Below are 14,405 nucleotides of genomic sequence, written 5' to 3' on the forward strand. Positions count from 1 at the left end.
TTTGTTGAATCCGGCTTGAGAGAACGCAAGGAAAGGTAGCAACCGCGGGAAAGTCCTAGGTTGAACGACAACCGGCGCCTGGGCGCCGGTCGGAAGGTGCTGCGACGCCGCCTGGCCGGCTCCCGGAAGGGGGAGCCGGCCAGGCGCGATTCAACGCTTGAGCTTGGCGAATGCGTCGGCCATGGCACTGTTCATGCCGGCGCCGCCGGCGTTGCCGCGGCCATTGTCGCCCTGGGGACGGCGTCCGGGACGATCGCCGCCCTTGGGGGCATCGGCGCCTCGGCGCGCCGGGGCGGCGGTGTCGTTCAGGCGCATGGTCAGGGCCACGCGCTTGCGCGCCACGTCCACTTCCAGCACCTTCACGCTGACCGTCTGGCCGACGCGCACGACGTCGCGCGGATCCTTCACGAACTTCTCGGCCAATGCCGAGATGTGGACCAGGCCGTCCTGGTGCACGCCGATGTCGACGAACGCGCCGAAGTTGGCGACGTTGGTCACGACGCCTTCGAGCACCATGCCGGGGTACAGGTCGTTGAGGGTCTCGACGCCTTCCTTGAACTGCGCGGTCTTGAACTCGGGACGCGGATCGCGGCCGGGCTTTTCCAGTTCGGCGAAGATGTCGCGCACCGTCGGCAGGCCGAAGCGTTCGTCCGTGAAATCGGACGGCGACACGCCCTTGAGCGCGTCGCGCTGGCCGATGATCTGTTTCACTTCCGCCTTGATCTTGGCGACGATGCGCTCGACCACCGGATAGGCTTCCGGGTGCACCGACGAGGCGTCCAGCGGGTTGTCGCCGTTGGGGATGCGCAGGAAGCCGGCGGCCTGTTCGAACGCCTTGTCGCCAAAGCGCGGCACCTTGCGCAGTTGCTCGCGGGTGGGGAAGGCGCCGTTCTCGTCGCGCCACGCCACGATGTTCTTGGCCAGCAGCGAGTTCAGGCCCGACACGCGCGCCAACAGCGCCGCGGATGCCGTGTTGACGTCGACGCCGACCGCGTTCACGCAATCCTCGACCACCGCGTCCAGCGAACGCGCCAGCTCGCGCTGGTTGACGTCGTGCTGGTATTGGCCCACGCCGATGGCCTTGGGATCGATCTTGACCAGTTCCGCCAGCGGATCCTGCAGGCGGCGCGCGATCGACACGGCGCCGCGCAGCGTCACGTCCAGGTCGGGGAATTCCTGGGCGGCGGTCTCGGAGGCCGAATAGACCGAGGCGCCGGCCTCGGACACGACCACCCGCGTCACCTTCAGGTCGGGGAAGCGTTCCTGCATGTCGCCCACCAGCTTCTCGCTTTCGCGCGAGGCGGTGCCGTTGCCGATGGCGATCAGGTCGACCTTATGGCGCGCAACCAGCGCGGCCAGGGTGTTGATGGTGCCCTCGCGGTCGCGGCGCGGCTCGAACGGGTAGACAGTGGTGGTGTCGACCACCTTGCCGGTGCGGTCGATCACCGCCACCTTGCAGCCCGTGCGGATGCCGGGATCCAGGCCCAGCACGGCCTTGGGGCCGGCCGGCGCGGCCAGCAGCAGATCCTTCAGGTTGGCGGCGAACACGCGGATGGCTTCGGCCTCGGCGGTCTCGCGCAGGCGGCCGATCAGTTCGCTTTCGAAGGCCGTCACCAGCTTGACGCGCCAGGTCCAGCGGCAGACTTCGCCCAGCCAGCGCGCGCGCGGCGAGGCGTCCAGCGCGAACAGGCCGTTGCCCAGCTTGAGGAAGCTGGCGATGCGCGCCACGCAGGGATGCGGCAGTTGCGCTTCGAGTTCGGCTTCCAGGCCCAGGCGGATTTCCAGCACGCCTTGCTGGCGGCCGCGCAACAGCGCCAGGATGCGGTGCGACGGCAGCGTGCGCAGCGGCTCGTTGAAGTCGAACCAGTCGCGGAAGTTGGCGCCTTCGGTTTCCTTGCCGTCGACCATCTTGGAATACAGATAGCCGGTGGACCAGAGGTGCTCGCGCATGTCGGCCAGCAGGTCGGCGTTCTCGGCGTAGCGCTCGGCCAGGATGTCGCGGGCGCCGTCCAGCGCCGCCTTGGCATCGTTGATCGAGGCTTCGGGATTCAGGTATTGGGCGGCCAGCGCGGCCGGATCGCACGCGGTGTCGGCCAGGATGGCGTCGGCCAGCGGTTCCAGGCCGGCCTCACGCGCGATCTGGGCGCGGGTGCGGCGCTTGGGCTTGTACGGCGCGTACAGGTCTTCCAGGCGCTGCTTGGTATCGGCGGTGGCGATTTCCTGCTGCAGTTCGGGCGTGAGCTTGCCTTGCTGCGAGATCGATTCGAGGATCGCGCCACGGCGCTCTTCGAGTTCGCGCAGGTAGCCCAGGCGCACTTCCAGGTTGCGCAGGACGGTGTCGTCCAGGCCGCCGGTGGCTTCCTTGCGGTAGCGTGCGATGAACGGCACGGTGGCGCCGTCATCCAGCAGTTCCACTGCCGAGGCGATCTGGGAGGCGCGGGCGCCAAGCTCGGTGGCGAGCTGGGCCACGATACGGGCATTGTCGACGCCGGCGGCGACGTTCGTGATAACGGAAGTTTCAGACATCTCGATACGACGGCAAAAAGGAAAAACAAGGGGCGGATTGTGCCATAAGCCGCTGTTACAGAAAGTGCCAGGCGGGATGCATCCGTCCCCCTCTGGTGCATCGTTTGCGACGCTTGCGGCGGAAAAGGGCGGCGCCAGCGGGTATCATTTGATCCTTTCCCACCCACTCAGTGTCTGGCGCCCCGACCGTCCCCCGGCACGGTCGCTTGCGACGCTAGGCTGTTTCCATGCTGGACCTGGACATCTCCGAATTCTTCGCCGAGGACGGCCCGCTCGCGTCGGCCTTGCCCGGCTACAAGCCGCGCCCGTCCCAAGTGGAGCTGGCCCAGGCCATTGGCGAGGCCATCCGGGACCGCGCCACCCTGGTGGCCGAGGCTGGCACCGGCATCGGCAAGACCTGGGCCTATCTTGTACCCGCCTTCATCCAGGGCGGCAAGGTGCTGATTTCGACCGGCACCCGCACACTGCAGGACCAACTGTTCGCCCGCGACCTGCCGCGCGTGCGCGCCGCGCTGGCCGCGCCTGTCACGGCCGCGCTGCTCAAGGGCCGCGGCAACTATGTCTGTCATTACCACCTGGATCGCCTGCAGGGAGACGACCGGGCGCTGAAATCGCGTTCCGAGATCCAGCAATTGCGCCAGATCCAGGTATTCGCCGGCATTTCCAAGACGGGCGACCGCAGCGACCTGGCGCAGGTGCCCGAAGATGCGGATATCTGGCAGCGCGTTACCTCGACCCGCGAGAACTGCCTGGGCCAGGAATGCCCGCGCATCCGCGACTGCTTCGTGGTGAAGGCCCGCCGCCAGGCCCAGGAGGCCGACGTGGTGGTGGTGAACCATGCGCTGTTCATGGCCGACCTGGTGCTGCGCGAAGAGGGCGTCACCGATCTGCTGCCCGAGGCCGACACCGTCATCTTCGACGAAGCCCATCAACTGCCCGACACCGCCACCCGTTTCCTGGGCAGCAGCGTGTCGACCCACCAGTTGCTGGACTTTGGCCGCGCGCTGGAGGCCGCGGGCCTGGCCTATGCGCGCGAAGCCACCAAATGGAGCGACGTGGCGCGCCACGTCGAGACGGCGGCGCGCGAGTTGCGCCTGGCCTGTGCGCCACTGGACCGGATGCCGGGCCGCAAGGCCACGTTCGAGGCCATTCCCAATGCCGAGGAGTTCGACACCGCGCTGGCGGTGCTGCGCGAAGCGATCGACGTCGCCACCAACGCGCTGGGCTCGGTCGCCGAGCGGCATCCCGACCTGGTGGCGGCCGCGCGCAGCGGCGCCGAGATCGCGGTGCGCCTGAAACGCTGGGCCACGCCCGGGCGCGATGCGGGGGGCTCCGGTTTCGATGATGAAGGCTGGGGCCGCGACGACCAGGCGCCCGCGTCCGTGGCGGCGCTGGCGGACGGCCTGTCCACGCCGACGGCCATTCTCGAAGGCGCGGCGGCGGCAGGTGAATGGACCGGCCCGGCGGTGCGCTGGGTCGAGCATGGCCAGCATCACGTGCGGCTGCATTCCGCGCCGCTGTCGGTGGCGCAGGCTTTTTCCAAATACCGCAAGCCCGGGCAGGCCTGGATCATGACCTCGGCCACGCTGTCGGTGAACGGCGAGTTCACCCACTTCACCAGCCAGCTGGGGCTGGAGCGAGCGCGCACCGGCAAGTGGGAATCGCCTTTCGACTATCCCGAGCAGGCGCTGCTGTTCGTGCCGCGTGGCATGCCTGAACCGCAGTCGCCGCAGTTCCTCGACCGTTTCGTGCAGACGTTGCTGCCGTTGCTGCAGGCCAGCCCGGGCGGCACGCTGGTGCTGTGCACCACCTTGCGCGCGGTCGACAAGGTCGCCAACCTGTTGGCCGACGCTTTCGACGATGCCGGCCACGATTGGCCGTTGCTCAAGCAGGGCGAGGGCACCCGCCGCGATCTGTTGGACAGGTTCTGCAAGCTGACCCATCCGGTGCTGGTCGGCAGCGCCAGTTTCTGGGAAGGCATCGACCTGCCGGGCGACGTGCTGACGCTGGTGGCGATCGACAAGCTGCCGTTCGCGCCGCCGGACGACCCGGTGATCGAGGCGCGGCTGCGCGCCTGCCGCGCCCACGGCGGCAATCCCTTCTCGGAATACCAATTGCCCGAGGCGGCCATCTCGCTCAAGCAGGGGGCCGGCCGCCTGATTCGGACGGAATCCGACTGGGGGGTGTTGATGGTGGGCGATGCCCGACTGGTCGAGAAGCCCTACGGCAAGCGACTGTGGCGCGGCCTGCCGCCCTTCGCGCGGACGCGCGAACTGGAGGAAGTGCTGGCCTTCTACCGGCGCAAGCAGGAATAGGACCACAAGAGGACGACACGGATCCAAAAAAAAGCCCTTCGATTCGTCGAAGGGCTTTTTCCCATGCGGCGGTGTTCAGTTCAGTTGAACGGATTCCACCAGCTCTTGTCAGCCTTCAGGCCCTTGTCCTTGAACGTGCTGTTGGGGAAGTTCTTGTCGAACACGCGCTGCGAGTCGTTCTTGAGTTCGGTCATGCCGAGCTTGTCGTAGGACTGCACCATCAGGTAGAGCGCTTCTTCGGTGGCGGGGGCGCCCTCGAAGTCGGTGATGACGGTCTGCGCGCGGTTCGCCGCGGCGATGTAGGCGCCGCGCTCGTAGTAGTAGCGGGCCACGTGGACTTCGTTCATGGCGATGGTGTTGACCAGCCACGCAACGCGCTTTTCGGCGTCCGGGGTGTACTTGCTTTCCGGGTAGCGCTTGATCAGGTCGTTGAACGCGTCGTAGGAAGCGCGCAGGCCCTTCGGGTCGCGCTCGGCCGGATCCTGGCCGGTGATGCTGCTCATGAAGGCGCTGGCGGGCGTGAAGTTGATCAGGCCTTTCAGATACAGCGCGTAGTCGGTGCCGGGGTGGTTCGGGTAGAGCTGCTGGAAGCGGTCGATCGCGGCCAGGGCCTGTTCGTTTTCACCGTCCTTCCAGTTGACGTAGGCCAGTTCAAGCAGGGCCTGCTGGGCGTAGACGCCGAACGGGTAGCGGCTTTCGATGGCGGTCAGTCGCTCGCGGGCTTCCTTCCAGCCGCCCGACGAGATTTCGGCCTTGGCGTCGGCGTAGAGCTGTTCAGCGCTCCAGTTGGTGGTCTTGTCGTACTTGCTGTTGGTCGAACCGCAACCGGCGATCGCGATGACGGCAAATAGCGCGATAACCACGCGCAAAACCGACCCGCTTCGGGAGGCGGGGTTCAAGGGAGCTGCGGAGTGGTGAATCACGAGAATCGTATCCTTGGTGTTAGCATGGCAGGCTGATTATATGATTTGTCTCCATGTCTGATACAGCCACCCCCGCAGATCTCGTTTCCGACGATGAACTCCTGGGCTTTCCCGGCGAATCCTCCGGTGAAAACCAGCGGGGCGAGCCGCAACTTGTAACGGTGCCGTCGGGCACGCGCGCCGATAGGCTCGACAAGGTGCTGGCGGGGTTGTTGCCGGATCATTCCCGCAGCCGCCTGCAAGGCTGGATCGAGGCTGGCAACGTACAGGTGAATGGCGCGCCTGGCAAGGTCCGCCAGACCGTCGGCCCGGGCGACGAGATCGCCGTCTGGGCCCAGCCCGCGCCGGAAGCCCTGGCGTTCGCGCCGGAGGCGATCGATTTTCCCGTGGTGGATGAAAGCCCCGACTGGATCGTGGTGAACAAACCGGCCGGCCTGGTGGTGCACCCTGGCGCCGGCAACTGGAGCGGCACGCTGCTCAACGGCCTGCTGCACCGGTATCCGGAACTGGCCCAGGTGGCGCGCGCCGGCATCGTTCACCGGCTGGACAAGGATACGTCCGGCCTGATGGTGGTGGCGCGCAACGAAATCGCCCAGACGCACCTGGTGCGCCAGCTGCAGGCGCGCAGCATGGGCCGCGAATATGTGGCGCTGGCGCATGGCTGGCTGGCCGCCGCCGGCAAGGTCGACCGCCCGATCGGGCGCGATCCGCGGGTGCCGGTGCGCATGAGCGTCGAACGGCCGGTGGCGCCCAAGCCGGCCGTCACCCACTACGCGCCCGCGCGACGCGGCCAGATCGATCCCGGCGGCCGCGCCACCGAAGTGGTCTGTCGCCTGGAGACCGGCCGCACCCACCAGATCCGCGTGCACCTGGCCAGCCTCGGCCATCCGCTGCTGGCGGATACGATCTACGGTGGCAAGAACATCGCGGGCGCGCAGCGGCAGATGCTGCATGCCCGCGCCCTGCATTTCGACGATCCGGGCGGGCGTGGCGAGGTCCAGTTCGCCGCCCCCGTGCCGGCGGACATGACCCTGGTCCAGGAAGCGATCGCATGGAACGCGTGATTGAAGGCTTGCCCGTCGTGACCGGCCCCGCCTGGGCCGGCGTCAACTATTTCTGCACCACCCGGGCCGGCGGCGTGGGCGTTGCCCCGCATGACACCCTCAACCTGGGGCGCCGTGCCGGCGATGATCCCGACACCGTGGCAGAGAACCGCCGCCGCTTGCGGGCCGCGCTGCCGGCCGAACCCTTATGGCTGCGCCAGGTGCATGGCAGCGAGGTGGTCGATGCCGACGCGGCCGGCCTGCCCGACGAACCCGCGCTGGACGCCAGCGTCACCGCGCAACCGGGCCGCGTGCTGGCCGTGATGGTGGCGGACTGCCTGCCGGTGGTCATTGCCGACGCGGGCGGGCGGGTCCTGGGCACGGCGCATGCCGGCTGGCGCGGCCTGTCTGGCGGCGTGCTGGAGCACACCCTGGCGGCGATGCGCGCCAAGGCGCCGCATGCCACCGCGTGGCGCGCCTGGATCGGCCCCGGTATCGGGCCGGACGCCTTCGAGGTCGGGCGTGACGTGCTGGACGCCTTCATGGCCGATGACCCCGCCGCCGAACGGTATTTCCGGCCGCGCCCGGGCGTGCCTGGCAAATGGCTGGCCGACCTGGCCGGACTGGCGCAATTCCGTCTGCGCCGCGCCGGCGTGCAGGACATCAGCCTGAGCGGGCTGTGCACGGTGGCGGACGCGGAGCGGTTCTTTTCCTACCGGCGCGACGGCGAGACCGGCAGGATGGCCTTGCTGGCCTGGCTCGATCCGGTTTGATCCCGCGCAAAGCGGCCGCACGCGCGGGCGGGCGGCCCTGGCTGCCTCATTGAATACCCGCATTGACAGCCCTGGACCCGACATGCAACATCAATCGGGAAGTCTCGATAACAAGGTGTCGAAGTGAATGCCAATCTCTCCGCTTCAGGGCCTCTTCCGGTGAGCGTGGCTCCGGACGTCCTGGCCGATATCCAGGCTGAATTCTCGCGCGAATGGCAGCGGCTGTGTGATGATGCCCGCCGCGGCGCGCTGGCCCCGCCGGCCGACCGCCGTTTCGGCGGCGAGGCCTGGGCGGCCAGTGGCCAGCATCTGCTGATGGCGCACACCTATCTGCTGTCGGCCCGGGCCATGTCGCGCATGGTCGATGCGGCCCAGGTCAGCGAACCGATGCGCGATCGCCTGCGTTTCTCGATCATGCAGTGGGTCGACGCGTTGTCGCCGTCGAACTTCCTGGCCTTGAATCCGGATGCCCAGCAGTCCATCGTCGAAAGCGCCGGCCGCGCCCTGAACGAAGGCCTGGCGAACCTGCTCGGCGACGTCAAGAAAGGCCGCATCACCCAGACCGACGAAACCCAGTTCGAGATCGGCCGCAACGTGGCCGTGACGCCCGGCGACGTGGTGTTCGAAAATGCGCTGTTCCAGCTGATCCAGTACAAGCCCGCCACCGCCACGGTGCACGAGCGGCCGCTGGTGATCGTGCCGCCGAACATCAACAAGTTCTATATCCTCGACCTGCAACCCGACAACTCGTTCGTGCGCCACGCGGTCGAGCAGGGCTTCACGGTGTTCCTGATCTCCTGGCGCAACCCGCTGGCCAGTGATACCGACGGCATCGATCGCGCGACCTGGTCCGACTACCTCGACGACGCGGTGCTGCAGGCCCTGCGCGTGGCCAGCGACATCTCCGGCCAGCCGCAGGTCAACGCGCTCGGCTTCTGTGTCGGCGGCACCATGCTGGCTTCGGCGCTGGCGCTGGCCGAAGCGCGCGGCGAACATCCGGTCGCGGCGCTGACCTTGCTGACCTCGCTGCTCGATTTCCACGACACCGGCATCCTGAATGTCTTCGTCGACGAGGCGCACGCGTTGCTGCGCGACCATCAACTGGGCAACGGCGGGCTGATGCCCGGGCGCGACCTGGCCACCACCTTCTCGTTCCTGCGCCCCAACGAACTGGTCTGGAACTACGTCGTCGGCAACTACCTGAAAGGCCAGAAGCCGCCGGCCTTCGACCTGCTTTTCTGGAACGGGGACAGCACCAACCTGCCCGGGCCGTTCTTTTCCTGGTACTTCCGCAACACCTATCTCGAAAACAATCTCAAGGTGCCGGGACGGGCCCAGGCCGCCGGGCTGCCGCTGGACCTGACGCGCCTGTCGATGCCGGCGTATATTTTCGGTTCGCGCGAAGACCATATCGTGCCGTGGGTGTCGGCCTATGCCTCCACCCAGGTGCTGCGCGGGCCGCAACGCTTCGTGCTGGGCGCCTCGGGCCATATCGCCGGGGTGGTGAATCCGCCCGCCAAGAAGCGCCGCAGCTATTGGGTGGCGGACAATATGGGCGGCGCAGGCCAGCCATTGCCGGGCGATCCCAACGCCTGGCTGGCCCAGGCGCAGGAAAAGCCGGGCAGTTGGTGGCCCGATTGGGCCGCCTGGCTGGCCGGGCATTCCGGCAAGCAGGTCAAGGCGCGTGCAAAATCAGGTAACGCCCGGTACCGGCCGATAGAACCGGCGCCGGGCAGGTATGTGAAGGTCAGGGCTGCCTGAAGCCGCGCATGCGGTGGGCCCAGGCCAATAAGAAGTCAATCAACGAGGCGTCCGTCGCACACAGGAGGAAGTCCAATGAGCGGAAAACTGGCTTACGTTACAGGCGGGATGGGCGGGATCGGCACCTCTATTTGCCAACGCCTGGCCAAAGAGGGCTTTCGCGTCGTGGCAGGCTGCGGCCCGAGCCGCAATTACCAGCAATGGCTGGATGAACAGGCGGCGCAGGGATATACCTTCCATGCTTCCGTCGGCAATGTGTCCGACTGGGATTCCACCGTGGCCGCTTTCGAGCGTGTCACCGCGGAACTCGGCCCGGTCGACGTGCTGGTCAACAACGCGGGCATCACCCGCGACGGGCTGTTCCGCAAGATGACCGCCGATGATTGGCGCGCGGTCATCGACACCAACCTGAACAGCCTGTTCAACGTGACCAAGCAGGTCATCGACGGCATGGTCGAGCGCCAGTGGGGGCGCATCATCAACATCAGCTCGGTGAACGGACAGAAGGGCCAGTTCGGCCAGACCAACTACTCCACCGCCAAGGCCGGCATCCACGGCTTCACCATGGCGCTGGCGCAGGAAGTCGCCAGCAAGGGCGTCACCGTCAACACCATTTCGCCCGGCTACATCGGGACCGATATGGTGCGCGCCATTCGTCCCGACGTGCTGGAAAAGATCGTCGCCACCATCCCGGTGCGGCGCCTGGGCACGCCCGAGGAAATCGCCTCGATGACGGCGTGGCTGGCTTCGGACGAATCCGGCTTTTCCACCGGCGCGGACTTCTCGCTCAACGGCGGCCTGCACATGGGCTGACGCATCGCGGGTCGCCCGGCGGGCGGCCCTTTCGCGCCGCGGTGTCTCGGGGAGACGGCGCCGCGGCATTACACTTCACCCTATTCGAAGTCTTAGAGATCGCCCGATCCGGGGACAACCATGACGCAAGCACAAACCGGCGCCAGCCTGCGCCTGATTAAAAAGTACCCCAACCGTCGCCTGTACGACACTCGGACCAGTACCTACATCACCCTGGCGGATGTCAAGCAACTGGTCCTGGCCAACGAGGAATTCCAGGTCGTCGACGCCAAGAGCGCCGAAGACCTCACGCGCAGCATCCTGCTGCAGATCATTCTCGAAGAAGAAAGCGGCGGCATGCCCATGTTCTCGTCGAACATGCTGTCGCAGATCATCCGTTTCTACGGCCACGCGATGCAGGGCATCATGGGTTCCTACCTGGAAAAGAACATCCAGGCCTTCATGGAAATCCAGCAGCGCATGGCCGAACAGTCCAAGGGCCTGTATGGCAGCCAGTTCGGTCCCGAGGCCTGGACCCAGTTCATGAACGTGCAGACGCCGATGCTGCAGAACATGATGAACAACTACATCGACCAGAGCAAAAACCTGTTCGTGCAGATGCAGGACCAGATGCAGGACCAGACCCGCGCCATGTTCTCGAACTTCCCGTTCACCCCCGGGGGCTCGCAGGGCGGCGGACGCAAGTCCTAACCGCAACGTCCGACCGCGGCGATGCCGCGGATCCGACTGTCGACCGGCCGGCGTGGCGTTGTTGCCCGCCGGTTTTGTTTTGCTTGATTGGACGCAACAATCCGCGGATTTCGGACTTATCTGATTCAGGGAGGTGTCAGATTTTTCCGTTACATTAATACAAACGGTTCTTGTTTATGTTTTTAGGATCCGTCGTTTCAATCGAGCTTCGAGGATGACCCACATGATGAAGAAAGCCTTGGCCCTGGCCATTGTCGCTTTGAGCGTGTCCGCCGCCCAAGCGGCTGAATACCCCATCGGCAAGCCCGTGGAAAAGGGCGGCATGGAAATCGGTGCGGTCTACCTGCAGCCGATCGAAATGGACCCCCCGGGCATGATGCGCCCCGCCAAGGATTCCGACATCCACCTCGAGGCCGACATCCACGCCACGGCCGGCAATCCCACCGGCTTTCCCGAAGGCGAATGGATGCCCTACCTGGTCGTCAAATACGAAATCCAGAAGGTCGGCAGCCAGAACGTGCAGAAGGGCACCTTCATGCCCATGGTCGCCAACGACGGCCCGCACTACGGCGAGAACATCAAGCTGGAAGGCCCGGGCAAGTACAAGCTGAAGTACACCATCCTGCCGCCGACCGCCGACAAGATGAGCCACTTCGGCCGCCACATCGACAAGGAAACCGGCGTGGGCGACTGGTTCCAGCCGTTCGACCTGGAATACGAATTCGTCTATGCCGGCACCGGCAAGAAGGGCGGCTACTGATCGTGCGAATCGCGCGCCCTCTGCTCCGCATCTGCGCCGCGCTGTCGATCGGCCTGGCGTGCCTGGCCGGCATGGCGCCCGCGCAAGCGGACGAGCTGCCCACGTTCACGCTGACGTTCAAGCCCAACGGCACCTTTGAACCGGCCACGCTGGAAGTCCCTGCCGGCCGTTTCAAGATCGAACTGATCAACGAAAGCAACGAGCCGGTCGAGTTCGAAAGCATCCCGCTGCGCAAGGAAAAGGTGCTGGGTCCCGGCGTCAAGTCGTTCGTGGTCATCACCATCTCGCGTCCCGGCGAGTATCCCTTCTTCGATGACTTCCACCAGGCGGTGAAAGGCACGCTGGTCGTCAAGCCCAAGGAATAGGCAGCCGCAATACATGGAACAGGTTCTTTTCATCGTCTGGCGCGAAAGCGTCGAAGCCATGCTGGTGGTGGGCATCCTGTACACCTGGCTGCGCTCGACGCCCGAAGGCAAACGCGGACTGAAATATCTGTGGGGCGGCGTGGGCGCCGGACTGGCGCTGGCCGTGGCGCTGGCGTTGGTGCTGCTGGGCGTATCTTCGTGGCTCAGCGACGAAGGCCAGGAATGGTTCCAGGCCATCATGTCGCTGGCGGCGTGCGCGCTGGTGGTGCAGATGGTCGTGTGGATGAAAAAGCACGGTCGCACGCTCAAGGGCGAGCTTGAAAGCGGCGCCCGCTCGTCGATGGCCAATGACAACTGGTGGGGCCTGTTCGTGCTGGTGGCCATCGCCGTGGCCCGCGAGGGCAGCGAAACCGTGGTGTTCCTGTACGGCACCGTGGCGGCCGGCGAAGGCGGCGGCAACATGCTGATGCTGGCGCTGGCCGGCGTGGCCGGCTTCGTGGTGGCGCTGCTGACCTTCTGGCTGCTGCAGCTGGGCGGCAAGCTCATCACCTGGCGCCGTTTCTTCCGCGTGACCGAAATCCTGTTGCTGCTGCTGGCGGGGGCGCTGCTGGTGGGCGGCCTGGATCACCTGATTTCGCTGGACGTGCTGCCGACCATCATCGATCCGGTCTGGGACAGCTCGTGGCTGCTCAGCGACAGCACCGGTTTCGGCAAGGTTCTGGCTGATTTTGCCGGCTATCGTGCGCTGCCGGCCCTGATTTCGGTATTGTTGTGGGTTGCTTACTGGATCGTGGTGTGGGCGCTGCTGCGCTGGGTGGGCGGCAAGCCCGCGCCGGTGGCGGCGCGCGCCACCTCTTGAGCACGGACTCCGACGTATTGATCGGACTGAATTAATGAAGGTTTGACCATGGCAGCTGCACTCGGGAGGGCGACCTCCCGTATCGCCGACTTTCTCCGAGACCATGCCCCTCTGTTGCGCAAGCTGCAGTGGGGCATTGTTGCGATATACGCTTTCCTCCTGATCATTCCGGCCATCATGCCCCTGCCGGACAACTCGGCGTCGGTATTCAACAACCTGACCATCGTGGCCCAGTTCGCCTTCTGGGGCGTATGGTGGCCGTTCGTGCTGATTTCCATGCCGATCCTGGGACGCGCCTGGTGCGGCTGGTTCTGTCCGGAGGGCATGCTCACCGAATGGGCCAGCGAACGCGGCCAGGGGCATGCCATTCCCAAGTGGATGCGCTGGGGGGGCTGGCCGTTCGTGGCCTTCGCCCTGACCACCATCTACGGACAATTGGTCAGCGTCTACCAGTATCCGCTGGCGGTGCTGGCGGTGCTCGGCGGCTCCACCGCGGCGGCCATGGTCGTCGGCTGGCGCTACGGCCGCAGCAAGCGGGTCTGGTGCAAATACCTCTGTCCGGTCAACGGCGTCTTCAATCTGCTGGCCAAGCTGGCGCCGTGGCACTTCAAGGTCGACGAGGAAAAGTGGCGCCATCCGGTTATCCGCATCGAGCCCATCAACTGTGCGCCGCTGGTGCCGTTGCGGCACATGAAGGGCGCCGGCGACTGCCATGTATGCGGCCGTTGCAGCGGTTATCGCGGCGCCATCGCACTGACGCCGCGCTCGCCCGAGGAAGAGGTCGTCAGCGTCACCGATGGCGAACCGTGGCAGACCGCGCTGCTGTGCTTCGGCCTGATGGGCATCGCCATGGGCGCCTTCCTCTGGAGCGCCAGCCCCTGGTACGTGACCGCCAAGCAGTGGGCCGCGACCTGGCTGGTCGAGCACGACATCATGTGGCCGCTGCTGGACAACGCGCCGTGGTTCATCCTGACGCACTATCCGGAAGTGAACGACAGCTTCTCGTGGCTGGATGGCGCGGGCATCCTGATGTTCGTGGTCGGCGCCACCGTGTGCGTGGGCGGCGCCACCTTCCTGTCATTGTGGATCGCCGACCGGTTGGCGCCGGCCGCTCCGGTCATCGGTCAGGAAGCGAACCGCTGGTTCCGTCCGGGCCTGCACAAGCTGGCCCAGGGGTTGATTCCTTCGGCCGGCATCGGCGTGTTCCTGGGCCTGTCCGCCACCACCATCAACCTGCTCAAGCACGAAGGCGTGCGCGCCGCCTGGGCGGCGCCGGTGCGCTTCACGCTGCTGACGCTGGCGGTGCTGTGGACCTTGCGCCTGTTCGCGCGCCTGTTGAACCAGCGTCCGGTCGGCGTGTTCAGGAAGACCGCGGCATGGCTGGTGCTGGCCGCCGGGCTGGCGCCTTTCTGTTGGTCCTGGGTGCTGTTCTTCGCCATCTGGTAAAGCCCGCAAGATAACAAGCAAGCAGGCGAAGAAACCGCGGCGTCACGCGCGGGAAATATCGCGCGCCATTTCCCGCATCCGCGGTGGCGCTTGAATTTGTACGACCATTTAACAATTACGTACGCTGGTAA

The 14,405-nt window shown here is 66.0% G+C and carries 12 protein-coding genes; 10 read left to right on the forward strand and 2 right to left on the reverse strand.

Going from position 1 to position 14,405, the window contains the following annotated elements; translation table 11 throughout:
- Nucleotides 1–150 precede the first annotated feature (150 nt).
- A complete protein-coding gene (gene tex / locus ACVN9Z_RS14390; protein WP_024068156.1) occupies nucleotides 151–2,526 on the reverse strand; it encodes an RNA-binding transcriptional accessory protein Tex in 2,376 nt (791 codons plus the stop codon).
- A 227-nt stretch (nucleotides 2,527–2,753) separates the two neighbouring features.
- Between tex and ACVN9Z_RS14395 the strand changes: the two genes are divergently transcribed.
- Entirely contained in the window at nucleotides 2,754–4,841 is a 2,088-nt protein-coding gene (locus ACVN9Z_RS14395) for an ATP-dependent DNA helicase (protein WP_458213487.1), read from the forward strand.
- Between the two features lie 80 nt (nucleotides 4,842–4,921).
- Here ACVN9Z_RS14395 and ACVN9Z_RS14400 read toward each other — a convergent pair whose 3' ends face one another.
- Nucleotides 4,922–5,710 carry an outer membrane protein assembly factor BamD gene (locus ACVN9Z_RS14400; protein ID WP_006389395.1) on the reverse strand — a complete coding sequence of 263 codons (789 nt, stop codon included), beginning with the start codon at nucleotides 5,708–5,710 and terminating at the stop codon, nucleotides 4,922–4,924.
- A gap of 107 nt (nucleotides 5,711–5,817) precedes the next feature.
- On the opposite strand from ACVN9Z_RS14400, the gene ACVN9Z_RS14405 reads away from it, so the two are divergent.
- From ACVN9Z_RS14405 to ACVN9Z_RS14445, 9 genes are all read left to right on the forward strand, one after another.
- Nucleotides 5,818–6,828, forward strand: a complete 1,011-nt coding sequence (locus ACVN9Z_RS14405) for an RluA family pseudouridine synthase (RefSeq protein ID WP_006389396.1) — start codon at nucleotides 5,818–5,820, stop codon at nucleotides 6,826–6,828.
- Nucleotides 6,816–7,580, forward strand: coding sequence for a peptidoglycan editing factor PgeF (gene pgeF, locus ACVN9Z_RS14410; protein WP_006389397.1), 765 nt, complete (start codon nucleotides 6,816–6,818; stop codon nucleotides 7,578–7,580). Before ACVN9Z_RS14405 ends, pgeF begins: the two co-directional genes overlap by 13 nt.
- 123 nt (nucleotides 7,581–7,703) lie before the next feature.
- Nucleotides 7,704–9,341 carry a class I poly(R)-hydroxyalkanoic acid synthase gene (gene phaC / locus ACVN9Z_RS14415; RefSeq protein WP_026383742.1) on the forward strand — a complete coding sequence of 546 codons (1,638 nt, stop codon included), beginning with the start codon at nucleotides 7,704–7,706 and terminating at the stop codon, nucleotides 9,339–9,341.
- A gap of 75 nt (nucleotides 9,342–9,416) precedes the next feature.
- Nucleotides 9,417–10,154: a 3-ketoacyl-ACP reductase gene (locus ACVN9Z_RS14420; RefSeq protein WP_006389399.1), complete on the forward strand. Its 738-nt coding sequence runs from the start codon at nucleotides 9,417–9,419 to the stop codon at nucleotides 10,152–10,154.
- 120 nt (nucleotides 10,155–10,274) lie between these two features.
- Complete coding sequence (gene phaR / locus ACVN9Z_RS14425) at nucleotides 10,275–10,844, forward strand: polyhydroxyalkanoate synthesis repressor PhaR (RefSeq protein ID WP_006389400.1); 570 nt, start codon at nucleotides 10,275–10,277, stop codon at nucleotides 10,842–10,844.
- 223 nt (nucleotides 10,845–11,067) lie between these two features.
- Entirely contained in the window at nucleotides 11,068–11,604 is a 537-nt protein-coding gene (locus tag ACVN9Z_RS14430; RefSeq protein ID WP_006389401.1) for an iron transporter, read from the forward strand.
- A 20-nt stretch (nucleotides 11,605–11,624) separates the two neighbouring features.
- Nucleotides 11,625–11,969, forward strand: coding sequence for a cupredoxin domain-containing protein (locus ACVN9Z_RS14435; protein ID WP_255288690.1), 345 nt, complete (start codon nucleotides 11,625–11,627; stop codon nucleotides 11,967–11,969).
- Between the two features lie 13 nt (nucleotides 11,970–11,982).
- On the forward strand, nucleotides 11,983–12,828 hold the full coding sequence (locus ACVN9Z_RS14440; protein WP_006389403.1) for an FTR1 family iron permease: 846 nt from the start codon (nucleotides 11,983–11,985) through the stop codon (nucleotides 12,826–12,828).
- A 48-nt stretch (nucleotides 12,829–12,876) separates the two neighbouring features.
- On the forward strand, nucleotides 12,877–14,274 hold the full coding sequence (locus tag ACVN9Z_RS14445; protein WP_458213488.1) for a 4Fe-4S binding protein: 1,398 nt from the start codon (nucleotides 12,877–12,879) through the stop codon (nucleotides 14,272–14,274).
- Nucleotides 14,275–14,405: the final 131 nt, after the last annotated feature.

This window comes from Achromobacter sp. KK8 (assembly GCF_054188005.1).